The organism is Sandaracinus amylolyticus (assembly GCF_000737325.1).
Lineage (GTDB): Bacteria > Myxococcota_A > Polyangia > Polyangiales > Sandaracinaceae > Sandaracinus > Sandaracinus amylolyticus.
The window spans coordinates 2,065,818-2,078,473 of sequence record NZ_CP011125.1 but is presented as its reverse complement, the minus strand read 5'-3'; the positions used below and the strand labels follow the sequence as shown (position 1 = coordinate 2,078,473).

Here is a 12,656-nt window from a genome sequence, read left to right as displayed (position 1 = left end):
CGCTGGTCAGCGCGTGCGGCGGACCCACATTGCAGGGCGGCGTGTTCCGCGACGCAGAAGCTCACTATCGCATCGGCGATCTCGGGCCGGGCTGGTCGCAGCTCTCGGTCGCGGGGCAGAACGACCTCGCGTGGCACAACGAGTCGCTCGGCGCGATCGTGCAGGTGAACGCGACCTGCGATCCGTCGCGCGACGTCCCGCTCACCGCGCTCACGAACCACCTGCTCATCGGGTTCCGCGAGCGCGAGATCGTCGAGCAGGAGTTCGTGCCGATGGACGCGCGCGAGGCGCTGCGCACCCATGCGGTCGCGACCCTCGACGGAGTCCCCCGCGAGCTGCTCTTCGTCGTGCTCAAGAAGGACGACTGCGTCTACGACTTCGCGCTGATCACGCCGCCGGGCACGCCCTTCGGCGGCGCGCAGCCCGCGTTCGAGCGCTTCGTGTCGGAGTTCACGACGGAGGTCCGGTGAGCGCGCAGCCGACGCCGGCCGAGAAGTCGCTCGTCGTCCGCGCGATCGAGGCGCAGGGCGCGCGGATGATCCGCGCGATGAACCAGATGGGCGGCATCGCGGCGATGACGCTCCGCGCGTTCCGCGCGCTCTTCACGACGCGCTTCGAGATGCGCTCGTTCCTCTACCAGCTCGAGCAGATGGGCGTGAAGTCGTTCGGCATCGCCGCGGCGACCGCGATCTTCGTCGGCATCGTCATGGCGATCCAGTTCGCGTTCTCGCTCGAGCGCTTCGGCGCGCGCGAGAGCACGGGACGCATCGTCGGCCTGTCCGAGGCGCGCGAGCTCGCGCCCTCGCTCACCGCGCTCGTCGTCGGGTGCCGCATCGGCGCGGGCATCGCGGCGGAGCTCGGATCGATGGCGGTCACCGAGCAGATCGACGCGATCCGCGCGCTCGGCGCCGACCCGATCAAGAAGCTCGTCGTGCCGCGCATGCTCGCGGGCATCGTGATGATGCCGATGCTCACCGTGTTCGCGCTGGTGCTCGGCATCGGCAGCGCGGCGATCGTCTGCAACCTCTCGTTCGGGATGGCGATCCCGTTCTTCGTGACCAGCGCGCTCGATTCGATCTGGGTCGAGGACTTCCTCTCGGGCATCGGCAAGACGCCGTTCTTCGGGTTCTTGATCGCGGTGCTCGGCTCGTACTACGGCATCACGACGCGCGGCGGCACCGAGGGCGTCGGGCGCGCGACGACGACGTCGGTCGTGGTCGTCGCGATCAGCATCCTGATCGCCGACGCGCTGCTCACCCAGTTCTTCATGCAGTTCATGACGCGGTGATGCGCCTGCGCGTGCTCGCGGCTGCGCTCACGGTGCTCGCGCTGATGATCGCGGGCGTGGTGATCGATGCAGTGCGGCGGCGCGCCGACGACGCCGCGGGACGCGCGCAGCGTGTCGCGCTCGCGAGGACGATCGGGCTGCCCGATCTCGCGCTCTCGAGCGGTGCGCGGTGGCTGCGTCATCCCTCGCAGGTCGAGCCCGCGGGCGCGCTCTCCGACGCGCCGGGCGCGCTCGACGTCGATCCCGCCGGCGCGTGGATCGCACCGCCGCGCGAGGTGCTGCGCGCAGGCGCGACCGGAAGGCTCGAGCGGCGATGAAGCGCCAGCTCGCGCTGCTCGATCACGCGCTGGGCGCGCTGCGGCGCCGCGCCGGGCGCAACGCCGCGATCGTGGTCGGGCTCGCCGCGGTCGTCGCGCTCTTCGGATCGACGGCGTTCCTCGCCGAGGCGATGCGCGCCGAGTACCGCGCGCTCGCGGAGGGGCTCCCCGATCTCACGGTGCAGCGCTTGATCGCCGGACGTCCCGCGCTGATCGCGGAGAGCGAAGCGCAGACGATCGAGGCGCTCGATCTGCCCGGCGTGCGCAGCGTGCGCCCGCGGGTGTGGGGCTATCTCTTCGTCGCGCCGATCGAGGGCAACGTCGTGGTGATCGGGATGGGCGCGCGCGACGACGCCGACATCGTCGATGGGCGGTGGCCCGAGCGCGACGACGAGATCGTCGTGGGCTCGGGCATCGCGCGGCTGCTCGGCGCGCGCGCCGGCGATCAGATCGCGCTCACCGCGACCGAGGGCGCGACGCCCGTCGTGCTGACGATCTCCGGCGTGCTCGACGCGCGCACCGCAGCGCTCGGGAGCGATCTCGTGATCGCGACCGACACCCGCGCGCGCTCGCTGCTCGGCGTACCCGACGCGATGGCGACCGACCTCGCGATCGACCTCGCGCGCGACGAAGAAGCCGCGGTGGTCACCGCCGAGATCGCGCAGGCGATCAGCGGCGCGCGGGTGATCGATCGGCAGCTGCTCGAGCGCACGTACGAGCTCACGTTCGACGCGCGCGCCGGGCTGGTGGGCGCGATGCTGGTCCCGGCGCTGCTCGCGCTGCTCCTGCTCGCGTGGGATCGCCTCACCGGGCTCGGCGAAGCGGAGCGCCGCGAGATCGGCGTGCTCAAGGCGACGGGCTGGAGCACCCATGACGTGCTCACGGCACGGATGTGGGAGTCGGGCCTGGTCGCGCTCGTGGGCTCGGTCGCGGGCGTCGTGCTCGGCTACGTGCACGCGTTCTGGCTCGGCGCGCCCGGCATCGCCGACGCGCTCTTCGGATGGAGCGTGCTCCACGCCGATCTCGCGCTCGCGCCCGCGGTCGATCTCGCGCAGGTGCTCGCGATCGTGAGCGCGGTGGTCGTGCCCTTCGTCGCGGTGAGCGTCGTGCCCGCGTGGCGCGCCGCGATGCTCGATCCCGATCGCTTGCTGCGGGGTGGCGCGTGAGCGCCATCGACCAGGTCGGGAGGCCGCGGTGAGCGCGCTGCTCGAGACCGTCGACGTCACCAAGCGCTACCTCGATGGCGAGCGTCGTCACCTCGCCGTCGATCGCGTCTCGATCACGATCGACGCGGGCTCGCTCGTCGCGCTGCGCGGCCCGAGCGGCTCGGGCAAGACCACGCTGCTCGGCCTCCTCGGCGGCATGATCGCACCGACGAGCGGCGACGTGCGCGTCGAGGGCGAGTCGATCGTCCACCTGCGCGATCGCCATCGCACCGAGCTGCGCCGCACCAAGATCGGCTTCGTCTTCCAGGAGCTCGCGCTCGTCCCGGACATGACGCTCGACGAGAACGTGCTCCTGCCGCTCGTCCCCACCGGCGGCGCGACGCGCGACGAGCGCGCCCGCGCGACCTCCCTGCTCGAGCGCTTCGGCCTCGCGAGCAAGGCGAAGGCGCGCGCGAGCAAGCTCTCGGGCGGCGAGCGCCAGCGCGGCGCGATCGTGCGCGCGCTGGTGCGCGATCCCCGCGTGCTCCTCCTCGACGAGCCCACCGCGCACCTCGACGCCGCGAACGCCACCGAGGTCGTCGCGCTGCTCGCGGCGCTGCGCGACGAGGGCCGCGCGATCGTCTGCGCGACCCACGATCCCCGCCTCGCCGACGACCCCCGCGTCGACCGCGCGATCGCGATGGCGGACGGCCGCCTGGTGACCCCGCCGAACGGCTGAGCGCCAGGCGTGACGGATGCGGCGGGGGCCGCCCAATCCTTCCCCGGAGCCCCGCCGAATGCTCACTCGTCTCCGCGCGCGCGCCGCCTTCGCCGGCGTCCTCCTCGCCGCGTGCTCGAACGATCCCGTCGCGCCCACGCTCGACGCGTCCACCGGCGACGCGGGCGATCCGAACGCGGTCGTCGCGATCCGCGTCGAGCCCGAGCGCCTCGAGCTCCTCTCGCGCGACGGCGAGCCTGCGAGCGGCACCGTGCGCGCCATCGCGATCGAGGCCGACGGCGACGAGCGTCCCGCCGAGGGCATCACCTGGATCCTCGGCTCGCCCTCGCTCGCGACGATCACGCCCGAGGGGGTCGCGACGATCGACGGCTCGCGCGGCGGCGAGAGCGCGGTGCTCGCGCGGCTCGACCGCGGCGTGACCACGATCGTCGGCGAGGGTCGCCTCGTCGCGCGCATCGAGCGGCGCACCCGCGGCGATCTCACCGACGACGAGGTCGCGCGCTTCGACGCCGAGCCGGTCGTCGACGCCGCAGCCGCGCCGCGCATCCTCTACCCGCTCGAGGGCGCGGTGATGCCGCGCAACCTCCGCGCGCCGGTCGTCCAGTGGCAGCCGCAGACCGGCGACGGCGACCTCTATCGCGTCCGCGCGCGCAGCACCCACGTCGAGCTCGTCACGTACCTGCGCAGCAGCGACACGTTCGAGCATTCTTGGACGATCGCTCAAGAACGATGGCGCTTGCTCGCGGACGCCGATCCCGACGCGCCGATCACGTTCGAGATCGATCGCTGGCAGGCCGCCCACGAGCGCGTGGTGCGTGGCGCCGCGCCGGTGACGATGCACGTCGCGCGCGGGGGCGTGCTCGGCGAGGTCTACTACTGGGCGCTCGAGCGCGGCCGCATCCTCGCGATCGATCCCCAGACCGCGACCCCGCGCGACGTCGTGCCGAACCCGCCGCGCGCCGACGCCGGCGGCCAGCGCTGCATGGCCTGCCACACCGTCTCGCGCAACGGGCGCTGGCTCTTCGGGCGCCGCTTCGACGACGACGCGAGCTGGATCGTCGATCTCGCCGAGGACACGACGACCGATCCCCCGCCGATGCGCTACGAGCCGCGCCCCGGGATCGACACCGCGTCCTTCGATCCCACCGGCGAGCGCCTCCTCGCGGCGTGGGAAGGCCGCCTCTTCGTCGTCGACGCGCGCACCGGGCTCGAGGTCGCGAGCAGCGGCCTGCCCACCACGCTCGCCTCGATGCCGACGTGGTCGCCCTCGGGTGATCTCGCCGCGTGGATCGTCGCCGACGCGAGCGAGAGCGACGCGCCCTCCACGCTGCACGTCGCGACCCGCGAGGACGCCGACACCAGCGCCTTCGCGACCTCGCGCGCGCTGCACGCCGGGGCCGATCTCTCGAGCGCGCCCGAGGGTGGCTCGCGCGACGCGCTCCCGAGCTGGACGCCCGACGATCGCTTCCTCGTCTTCCAGCACGGCGCGCAGGCGTTCACCTCCGGCGCGCCCGGCGCGCGCGCCGCGCTCTACCTCGCGCGCGTCGAGGACGGACACACCGCGCGCCTCGACGCGGCGAGCGGCGGCACCGACGCGTTCTGGCCCACGGTCTCGCCCTACGTCACCGACGAGGCCGACGATCGACGCTTCTACTGGGTCGCGTTCCACTCGCGCCGCGACTACGGCAACGCGCGCGCCGGCACCTGGGGCCGCCGCATCCGGCAGCTCTGGATCACCGCGGTCGACGCCGATCCCGACGACGGAGTCGACGCTTCGCATCCGCCCGTCTGGCTGCCCGGCCAAGAGCGCGACTACGACAACGTCGCTGCCTATTGGGCGCCGGAGTCGTGCCGCGGAGGAGGCCAGTCGTGCGCGGATGGATCGGAGTGCTGCTCCGGAGAGTGCACCGATGAAGGCATCTGTACCGCTCCGCCGATCTGACTCGAATCACGAGGGGGCATGTCGATGACTCGCACGCTGACTCTGACGCTCACGCTCGCGCTCGTGTCCGGATGCACCGGCCGCGGCGACGACACCGACACCGACTCCGGTGCCCCGACCGACGCCGGCGTCGACGCCCAGACGCTCGTCGTCGACGCCGGAAGCGACGCCGGCGACACCGACGAGCCGGACGCCGGCGGCTGCGAGCTCGACTGCGTCGAGCTCCCGCCCGAGTGCCACTACGAAGGTCGCGACTGCGCGACGGAGTCGTGCGGCGAGATCGTCTGTCCCGACCCGTCGCGGATGTGCGGCAGTCTCTTCCACGGACGCTGCGCGAGCGACGAGTACTGCGACTTCTACATCGAGGGCGCGTGCGGCGCGCTCGACGAGGTCGGGCTCTGCCGTGAGCGCCCGACGTCGTGCGACGAGCAGCCCGAGCAGCCCGTCTGCGCGTGCAACGGCACGACCTACGACAACGCGTGCGAGGCGCACCGCGCCGGCTTCGAGGTCGTCATGGAAGGCGAGTGCCCGCCGCCCAGCGTGTGCAACGGCGACGACGCGTGGGGCGAGGGCGAGGGCTGCACCACCGAGCTCGGCTGGAAGTGGGACGGCAACACCTGCGCGCCCGTCGTCGGCTGCACCTGCACCGGCACCTTCTGCCCGAGCCTCTTCGCGAGCCGCGACGCGTGCCGCGTCGGATCCGAGACCTGCATCGCGCACCGCTGTCAGGCGCAGGACGCCGCGGCGGTCACCACCGGATGCGACGAGCCCTCGAGCATCGGGTGGCGCTGGGACGGCACCGCGTGCGTGGAGCTCGTCGGGTGCAGCTGCGACGGCACCTCGTGCTGGCGCGTCGAGGGCACCGACCGCGCGGGCTGCGAGGCCGAGTACGTGACCGAGTGCGAGCCGATCCCCGCCGCGCGCTGAGAGCCGTCATGCACCACCTCCGTCTCGCGTTGCTCCTCGCGCTCGCGCTCCCCGCGTGCACCGTCCCTCGCGACACGCCCCCCGGCGACGGCGGTCCCGGCGCGTGCGAGCAGAGCCCCGATCGCGACGGCGACGGAGTGCCCGACGTGCTCGAGGAGCTGCTCGACACCGATCGCGACTTCGTCTCCGACGCCGACGAGACCGACAGCGACGGCGACGGACGCGACGACGCGCTCGAGGCGGGCGACACGCCCTGCGTCTCGCTGCCCGATCGCGACGGCGACGGCGTGCCCGACGTGCGCGACGTCGACGGCAACGACGACAGCGTCCTCGACGCGACGCAGTGGGAGACCGACCTCGACGGCGACGACGTCGTCGACGGCCTCGACACCGACACCGACGGCGACGGCATCGCGAACACGATCGAGCAGGACGCGAGCGAGCCCGTCGACACCGACGACGACGGCACGCCCGACGCGCTCGATCCCGACAGCGACGGCGACACCATCTCCGACGCCCACGAGGCCGCGGGCGATCCCGACGCCGACGACGTGCCCTCGTTCCGCGATCTCGACGCCGACGGCGACGGCATCCTCGACGCCGACGAGGCCGGCGACGGCGAGCTCACCACGCCGCCGATCACCTGCGACGACGAGATCGACGTCGCGACCGGCGAGCCCGCGGACGACGAGCTCGTCGACGCGCTCGACGTCGATCGCGACGGCGACGGAGTGCGCGACGGCGACGAGCGCGACGCCGGGATGGACCCCTGCGATCCCGACAGCGACGACGACGGCTTCGGCGATCTCGTCGAGTACGCGCGCCACGACGTCGAGTGCGAGGACGGCACCGAGGAGGCGTGCGGCTGCGCGATCGATCCCGACTGCGGGATCCCGAGCGACGACTACTACGTCGTGCTCCCGTACGAGGCGCCGAGCGTGGTGCGCGAGCTCGAGCTCTCGACGCTGCTGCGCGTCGCCGACGTGCTGCTCCTCGCCGACACCACCGGCTCGATGGGGCGCGTGCTCGAGCACATCCAGGACACCGTCGCGGTGCCGGGCACCGGCCTGATCGATCGCATCCGCGACCGCGTGCCGAGCGCGTGGCTCGGGGGCGGCTACCACGACGACTTCCCGCTCGGTATCTACGGCAGCGGCGACGATCGCGTCTTCGGCATCGCGATCGAGATGAGCCCGCCCGAGCGCGCGGCCGACGTGCAGGCCGCGTTCGAGGCGCTGCAGATCCACGTCGGCGGCGACTGGCCCGAGTCGAACAGCGAGGCGCTGCTCCAGGTCGCGACCGGGCGCGGCGGCGCGTGGTCGATGAACGGCTACTTCTACACGATCCCGCGCCTCTCCGAGGACTGCGAGGACGGACGCTGGGGCGCGCCCTGCTTCCGCTCGAACGCGCTGCCGATCGTCGTGCACTTCAGCGACGCGTGCGCGCACAACGGGCCGCCCGGCGATCACGCGTCGTGCTCGCCGTACCAGGGCTTCACGCCCGCGCCGGCGACCTGGAGCGACGCGATCGCGGCGATGAACGCGCGCGCCATGCGCTACGTCGGCATCAACGCCGGCGAGTCGCACTGCGAGGACGAGCCCGGGCCCGCCGAGAGCGCGCCGTGCTTCTTCATGCACCAGACCGCGATCGCGACCGGCACCGTCGACCTCGACGGGCGCGCGCTCGTCTACGACATGCCGCAGGGCGCGACGAGCACCCAGGAGTTCGTCGACACGGTGACCGAAGCGATCGACACGGTCGCGACGCGCATCCCGTTCGACATCGACACCGCGCTGCGCGCCGAGCCCTCGCCGCGCCCCGAGATCGATCCGCGCGCGTTCGTGCGCGACCGTCGCCCCGGCTGCCGCGCGACGCCGCCGATCGAGCCGTGCTGGGACGCGCCGGACGGCATCCCCCACGACCGCGCGGTCGGCGAGGTGACCGACGAGGGCTTCACCGAGGTGATCCCGGGCACGACGGTGCGCTTCCAGGTCGAGCTCGCGAACGAGGTGCACCGCGGCGGGCCGCACCCCGAGGTGTTCGTGACGTGGATCGACCTGCGGGGAGACGGGGTGACGGTGTTGGACTCTCGGGCGGTCTACGTCGTGGTGCCCGCGGGTGATGGACCCGGCTGAGGGCTCGGCATGAGGCGCTTCGGCGTGAGGCGGGAGGGGGTGGGTCTGGCGGCCTGAGTGCTCGCGGGCTGCCTCTCGATCGCGGTGGCGACGGCACGCGCGGAGCGCGGGACGGCGACGGTCCGGAGAGCGGAGGCGACGGCACGCGCGGAGCGCGGGACGGCGACGGTCGGGAGAGCCGAGGCGACGGCACGCGTGGAGCGCGGGACGGCGACGGTCCGGAGAGCGGAGGCGACGGCGCGCGCGGAGCGCGGGACGGCGACGGTCGGGAGAGCGGAGGCGACGGCACGCGCGGAGCGCGGGACGGCGACGGTCGGGAGAGCGGAGGCGACGGCACGCGCGGAGCGCGGGACGGCGACGGTCGGGAGAGCGGAGGCGACGGCACGCGCGTTAGCGCGGGGCGGCGACGGGGGTGGAGCGGGGACCTCCGTGTACGGTGACGTTTCGGAGGGTCGTGGCCGGGCGGGACGCGCGATGCGCGGTGCGGGCGATGGCGCGAAATGCTCGGTGCTTTCGCCGGGATCACGAGCGCGCGGGCGGGTCCTGGACGCGCGCGGCGGTCGCGGGTCGTCGGGTCGGGGTAGAGCGCGCCCACACGCCGATCTTCACTGTGACGATCGGGGGTCGCGCCGGCTCCACCCCCGATCCCCACACCGAGGATCGGGGGTCGCGCCGGCTCCACCCCCGATCCCCACACTGAGGATCGCCCATGGCGTCCGCTCCACCCCCGATCCCCACGCTGCGGATCGTGCCTCGGGCCGGCTCTACCCCCGATCCCCACACTGGGGATCGCGCCTCGGGCCGGCTCCACCCCCGATCCGCACAGTGCGGATCGCCCCGCGGGCCGGCGCCACGACGGGTCGACGCGCTCAGGTCGCCGGCGGGGACGCCGGGTCGCCGCCCTCGTCCTCCGCCGTGCTCCGGCCGCTGCTGCGGAACGTGTCGAAGAACAGGTCCTGCTGGTCGCGGTCCTTCGGGTAGCGCTGGCGAAGGGCGCCGGCGCTGGCGTCGTACGCGCGGCAGAAGTCCTCGCGCGCCGCGAGCTCGAGGCCGAACGCGCTGCCCGCCGTCTCCGCCGCCCGCTGGCGCGCGGTGAGCGCCGCGGCGAACGCGTCCTTCGCAGCCGTGAGCCGGGGCGTGTGCTCGACGCGCAGGGGCGCGGCGCTGGTGGTCGCGCTCAGCCGGTTGAGCACGCGCGTCGCGGCGTCGAGCTGGCCCTGGCCGCGCGTGCGCACCTCGGCGTCGAGGCCGTTCGGGAAGAGCGCGCCGAACACCGGGCCGCCGCGCTTGCCGTCGAGCGCGTTGGCGCCGGCCGCGAGCGCGCGGATCTCGCGCTCGAGGTCGATCTCGGTGAAACGCACGAGCACGCGTGGCTGCACCGCCGACGCGTCGGCGGCGTCGCGCGCGGCGAGGCGCGCGGAGAGCTGGTCGTGCATCGGCTGGAACGCCGCGAGGAGATCCGCGTGCTCGGGCCGGACGGCGAGCGCGGCGAGGTGCCAGCGCCCGAGCGCGAGGAGGATGGACGACGAGAGATCGGACGTGGGGATCTGCATGGCGCGGAGGCTGCCAAGCGCACAGGAGCGCTGGTAGTCCCCGCCTCGGGGCCGCCGTGCTCTGCGGCTCGGCTGTTTTCCGATCTTTCCGGTCTGGTTGGCCTCCTCGCGCGCCCCGTCCTACCCTGCCGCACGTGCGTCTCCCGCTCGCCGGCGCCGTCGCCGGGCTCGCTCTGCTGCTCGCGCTCGCGCCGATCCTCGTGCTCGCCCAGCACGACGCGCCGGTCGCGACGCTGCGCGTCGAGCGCGCCGACGACGCCGGGGCGTGCCTCGACGAGGAGTCCCTGCGCGAGCTCGTCGCCGCGCGCCTCGGACGCGATCCCTTCGTCGACGAGGCGCCGCTCTCGATCACGGTGCGCATCGAGCGGGCGCGGCGCGGCTACGTCGCGCGGGTCGACACCGCGAGCGAGGGCGGCGAGCCCGGCCGCCGCGAGCTGACCTCCGAGCGCGACGACTGCCGCGATCTCGGCGACGCGCTCGCCCTCGCGCTGAGCCTCACCGTGGACCCCGCGAGCCTGCTCCGCCCGCCGCCTCGCCCCGAGGCGAACCCCGAGGCGATCGCCGACGCGGGCGTCGTCGAAGCGCCCGACGCCGGGCCCCCGATCGCCGACGCCGGGGTGGACGCCGCGCCACCCGTCGCGCCCGACGCCGGCCCTCCGCCCGACGCGGCCAACGCCCAGGACGAGGGCGACGGCCCGGCGCTGCTGCTGACCGCGACGCTGCTCGCGTCGTACGGGATCGCGCCCGGGGTGTCGGCGGGGCTGGTCCTCGGCGCGGGCGTCCACGTGGACGCGTTCTCGGTCGCGCTCGAGCTGCGCGGCGAGCTCCCGACGGTCGAGTCCTCGGTGCGCGGCGCGCCCTACGTGGCGTCGGTGGTGCCCTGCGGGCACCTCGACATCGTGGGGCTCTGCGGGATCGTCTCCGCCGGGGTGTTCTGGGGCGAGGGTGTGGACGTGCCGTCGGCGCGCTCGGGGTTCGCGCCGTACGTCGCGCTCGGAGCACGGGCGTTGGTGGCGGTGCCGCTCGGGGCCGAGCTGGCCCTGCGGCTCCACGGCGAGCTGACGGTGCCGGTGGTGGGCGCGACCCTGCAGCTCGGCGGGACGCGTGCGTGGGAGACCCCCGCGGTAGGGCTGGCGCTGGGCGTCGGCGTGGGAGCGAGGCTGCGGTGACGGATCCCGGGAGTCGCGACCAATCCTCGGCTGAAGTGGATTTCCGGGCGGTGTTCCGCGCCGAGCTGGGCTGGGTGTGCAACACGCTGCGGCGTTTGGGCGTGCGGGAGGCGGACGTGGAGGATGCAGCGCACGACGTCTTCGTGACGTTCCATCGGCGGCTCGCCGACTACGACCCGGCGCGCCCGGTGCGCGCGTGGCTGGGCGGGATCGCGTACCGTGTCGCCTCGGACCACCGCCGGCGCGCCCACGTCCGGCGGGAGTTCGCGGACGACACGATCGAAGTGGTGGACCCCCAGGGCGGCGCCGACGACGCGCTGGCCGAGAAGCAGACCCGCGCGCTCGTGCTGAGCGCGCTCCAGGAAGTGCAGGAGGAGCGACGCCCGGTGCTGGTGCTCCACGACATCGACGGCATCGCCATGCCCGCCATCGCGGAGTCGCTCTCCATCCCGCTCAACACCGCCTACTCGCGGCTCCGGCTGGCGAGGGCGGACTTCCGACGCGCGGTCGAGCGACTGCGCGCGCAGGAGCAGGCGTGACGCGCCCCGAGGACTTCGGCGACGAGCCGCTCGACCCCGAGCTCGATCGGCTGCTCGAGGCCGAGCGCGCGCGCCCCGAGCGCGCGGGCGAGGGCCCGGAGGCGGATCGCCTGTACGCGCGCATCATCGCGGCGGTCGGGCCGGTGCCCGGCGCGGGTGCGCCTCCGGCGCCGACCGGCGGCGGAGGCGGTGCCGCGGGTGGCGGCGCGGCGGGTGGCGGTGCGGCGGGCGGCGGTGCGGCGGGCGGCGCGGCGTTCGCGCACCCGGCGCTGGTCGGCGGGCTCGCGCTGGTGATCGGCATGGCCGCGGGCGCGGTGCTCCATGCGACGCTCACGCCGCCCGAGGTGCGCGTCGTGGTGCGCGAGGTGGTCGTCGACGCGGGCCCGGCGGCGCCGGCGCCCGAGGCGGAGCCGCGGATCGCGATCGCCGAGGCGCCGATCGCCGAGGCGCCGATCGCCGAGGCGCCGGTCGCCGAGGCGCCGGTCGACGACGCGCTGGTCGAGGAGGCGGAGCCCGTCGCGGCCGAGGTCGCGCCGGCCGCCCGCCCCGAGATCGCCGAGCGCGCGGCCGGGCGTCGCCCCGACGCGGGCGCGCCGACCACGCTGGCCCGCGAGTCGGCGCTCCTCGCGCGCGCCCAGTCCGCGCTGGCGCGCGGCGCGCCGGAGCTCGCGATCTCCGCGCTGCGCGAGCACGACGCGCGACACCCCGAGGGCCAGCTCCGCGAGGAGCGCGAGGCGCTCTGGATCTCGGCCCTGGTCGCCGCGGGCGATCACGACGCCGCGCGCGAGCGCGCCGCGCGCTTCCGCCGGCGCTTCCCGGGATCACCGCTCCAGGCGGCGATCGACGCGACGCTCCGTGAGAGCCCCCCTGGCACGCCGAGAGACCCGAGCACACCCTAGCTT

General features: G+C 74.5%; 12 protein-coding genes. 11 read left to right on the top strand and 1 reads right to left on the bottom strand.

The features are described from left to right. Window positions 1–41 precede the first annotated feature (41 nt). From DB32_RS08755 to DB32_RS08720, 8 genes are read left to right on the top strand one after another with little or no spacing between them, the layout of a single operon-like run. On the top strand, window positions 42–470 hold the full coding sequence (locus DB32_RS08755) for a hypothetical protein (protein ID WP_157068865.1): 429 nt from the start codon (window positions 42–44) through the stop codon (window positions 468–470). Next, on the top strand, window positions 467–1,288 hold the full coding sequence (locus tag DB32_RS08750) for an MlaE family ABC transporter permease (RefSeq protein WP_053231960.1): 822 nt from the start codon (window positions 467–469) through the stop codon (window positions 1,286–1,288). Before DB32_RS08755 ends, DB32_RS08750 begins: the two co-directional genes overlap by 4 nt. Continuing rightward, window positions 1,288–1,605: a hypothetical protein gene (locus DB32_RS08745; protein ID WP_157068864.1), complete on the top strand. Its 318-nt coding sequence runs from the start codon at window positions 1,288–1,290 to the stop codon at window positions 1,603–1,605. The genes DB32_RS08750 and DB32_RS08745 overlap by 1 nt, the downstream gene beginning before the upstream one ends. After that, window positions 1,602–2,771 (top strand): ABC transporter permease, encoded by a 1,170-nt coding sequence (locus tag DB32_RS08740; protein ID WP_053231958.1) that lies wholly within the window; start codon window positions 1,602–1,604, stop codon window positions 2,769–2,771. Before DB32_RS08745 ends, DB32_RS08740 begins: the two co-directional genes overlap by 4 nt. 28 nt (window positions 2,772–2,799) lie before the next feature. Further along, window positions 2,800–3,489: an ABC transporter ATP-binding protein gene (locus tag DB32_RS08735; protein WP_053238739.1), complete on the top strand. Its 690-nt coding sequence runs from the start codon at window positions 2,800–2,802 to the stop codon at window positions 3,487–3,489. 58 nt (window positions 3,490–3,547) lie between these two features. Next, a complete protein-coding gene (locus DB32_RS08730) occupies window positions 3,548–5,431 on the top strand; it encodes a hypothetical protein (RefSeq protein WP_053231957.1) in 1,884 nt (627 codons plus the stop codon). 24 nt (window positions 5,432–5,455) lie between these two features. Next, window positions 5,456–6,358: a hypothetical protein gene (locus tag DB32_RS08725; RefSeq protein ID WP_157068863.1), complete on the top strand. Its 903-nt coding sequence runs from the start codon at window positions 5,456–5,458 to the stop codon at window positions 6,356–6,358. An 8-nt stretch (window positions 6,359–6,366) separates the two neighbouring features. Further along, window positions 6,367–8,493 (top strand): hypothetical protein, encoded by a 2,127-nt coding sequence (locus DB32_RS08720; protein WP_053231955.1) that lies wholly within the window; start codon window positions 6,367–6,369, stop codon window positions 8,491–8,493. 869 nt (window positions 8,494–9,362) lie between these two features. Here the strand turns inward: DB32_RS08720 and DB32_RS08715 are convergent. After that, window positions 9,363–10,046: a hypothetical protein gene (locus DB32_RS08715; RefSeq protein WP_053231954.1), complete on the bottom strand. Its 684-nt coding sequence runs from the start codon at window positions 10,044–10,046 to the stop codon at window positions 9,363–9,365. A gap of 134 nt (window positions 10,047–10,180) precedes the next feature. Here DB32_RS08715 and DB32_RS48045 point away from each other — a divergent pair, with 134 nt between their 5' ends. Genes DB32_RS48045 through DB32_RS46535 form a run of 3 tightly spaced genes read left to right on the top strand, consistent with a single transcriptional unit; the run spans window position 10,181 to window position 12,653 of the window. Next, window positions 10,181–11,215, top strand: coding sequence for a hypothetical protein (locus DB32_RS48045; protein WP_053231953.1), 1,035 nt, complete (start codon window positions 10,181–10,183; stop codon window positions 11,213–11,215). Next, window positions 11,212–11,754 (top strand): RNA polymerase sigma factor, encoded by a 543-nt coding sequence (locus tag DB32_RS46540; RefSeq protein WP_075097482.1) that lies wholly within the window; start codon window positions 11,212–11,214, stop codon window positions 11,752–11,754. The genes DB32_RS48045 and DB32_RS46540 overlap by 4 nt, the downstream gene beginning before the upstream one ends. After that, window positions 11,751–12,653 carry an outer membrane protein assembly factor BamD gene (locus DB32_RS46535; protein WP_053231951.1) on the top strand — a complete coding sequence of 301 codons (903 nt, stop codon included), beginning with the start codon at window positions 11,751–11,753 and terminating at the stop codon, window positions 12,651–12,653. Before DB32_RS46540 ends, DB32_RS46535 begins: the two co-directional genes overlap by 4 nt. Window positions 12,654–12,656: the final 3 nt, after the last annotated feature.

What these genes read in the sequence shown, in the direction of transcription:
- DB32_RS08745 (WP_157068864.1), top strand. Translation starts at nt 1,288, where the DNA reads ATGCGCCTGCGCGTGCTCGCGGCTGCGCTCACGGTGCTCGCGCTGATG.
- DB32_RS08740 (WP_053231958.1), top strand. Translation starts at nt 1,602, where the DNA reads ATGAAGCGCCAGCTCGCGCTGCTCGATCACGCGCTGGGCGCGCTGCGG.
- DB32_RS08730 (WP_053231957.1), top strand. Translation starts at nt 3,548, where the DNA reads ATGCTCACTCGTCTCCGCGCGCGCGCCGCCTTCGCCGGCGTCCTCCTC.
- DB32_RS08725 (WP_157068863.1), top strand. Translation starts at nt 5,456, where the DNA reads ATGACTCGCACGCTGACTCTGACGCTCACGCTCGCGCTCGTGTCCGGA.
- DB32_RS08720 (WP_053231955.1), top strand. Translation starts at nt 6,367, where the DNA reads ATGCACCACCTCCGTCTCGCGTTGCTCCTCGCGCTCGCGCTCCCCGCG.
- DB32_RS08715 (WP_053231954.1), bottom strand. Translation starts at nt 10,046, where the DNA reads ATGCAGATCCCCACGTCCGATCTCTCGTCGTCCATCCTCCTCGCGCTC.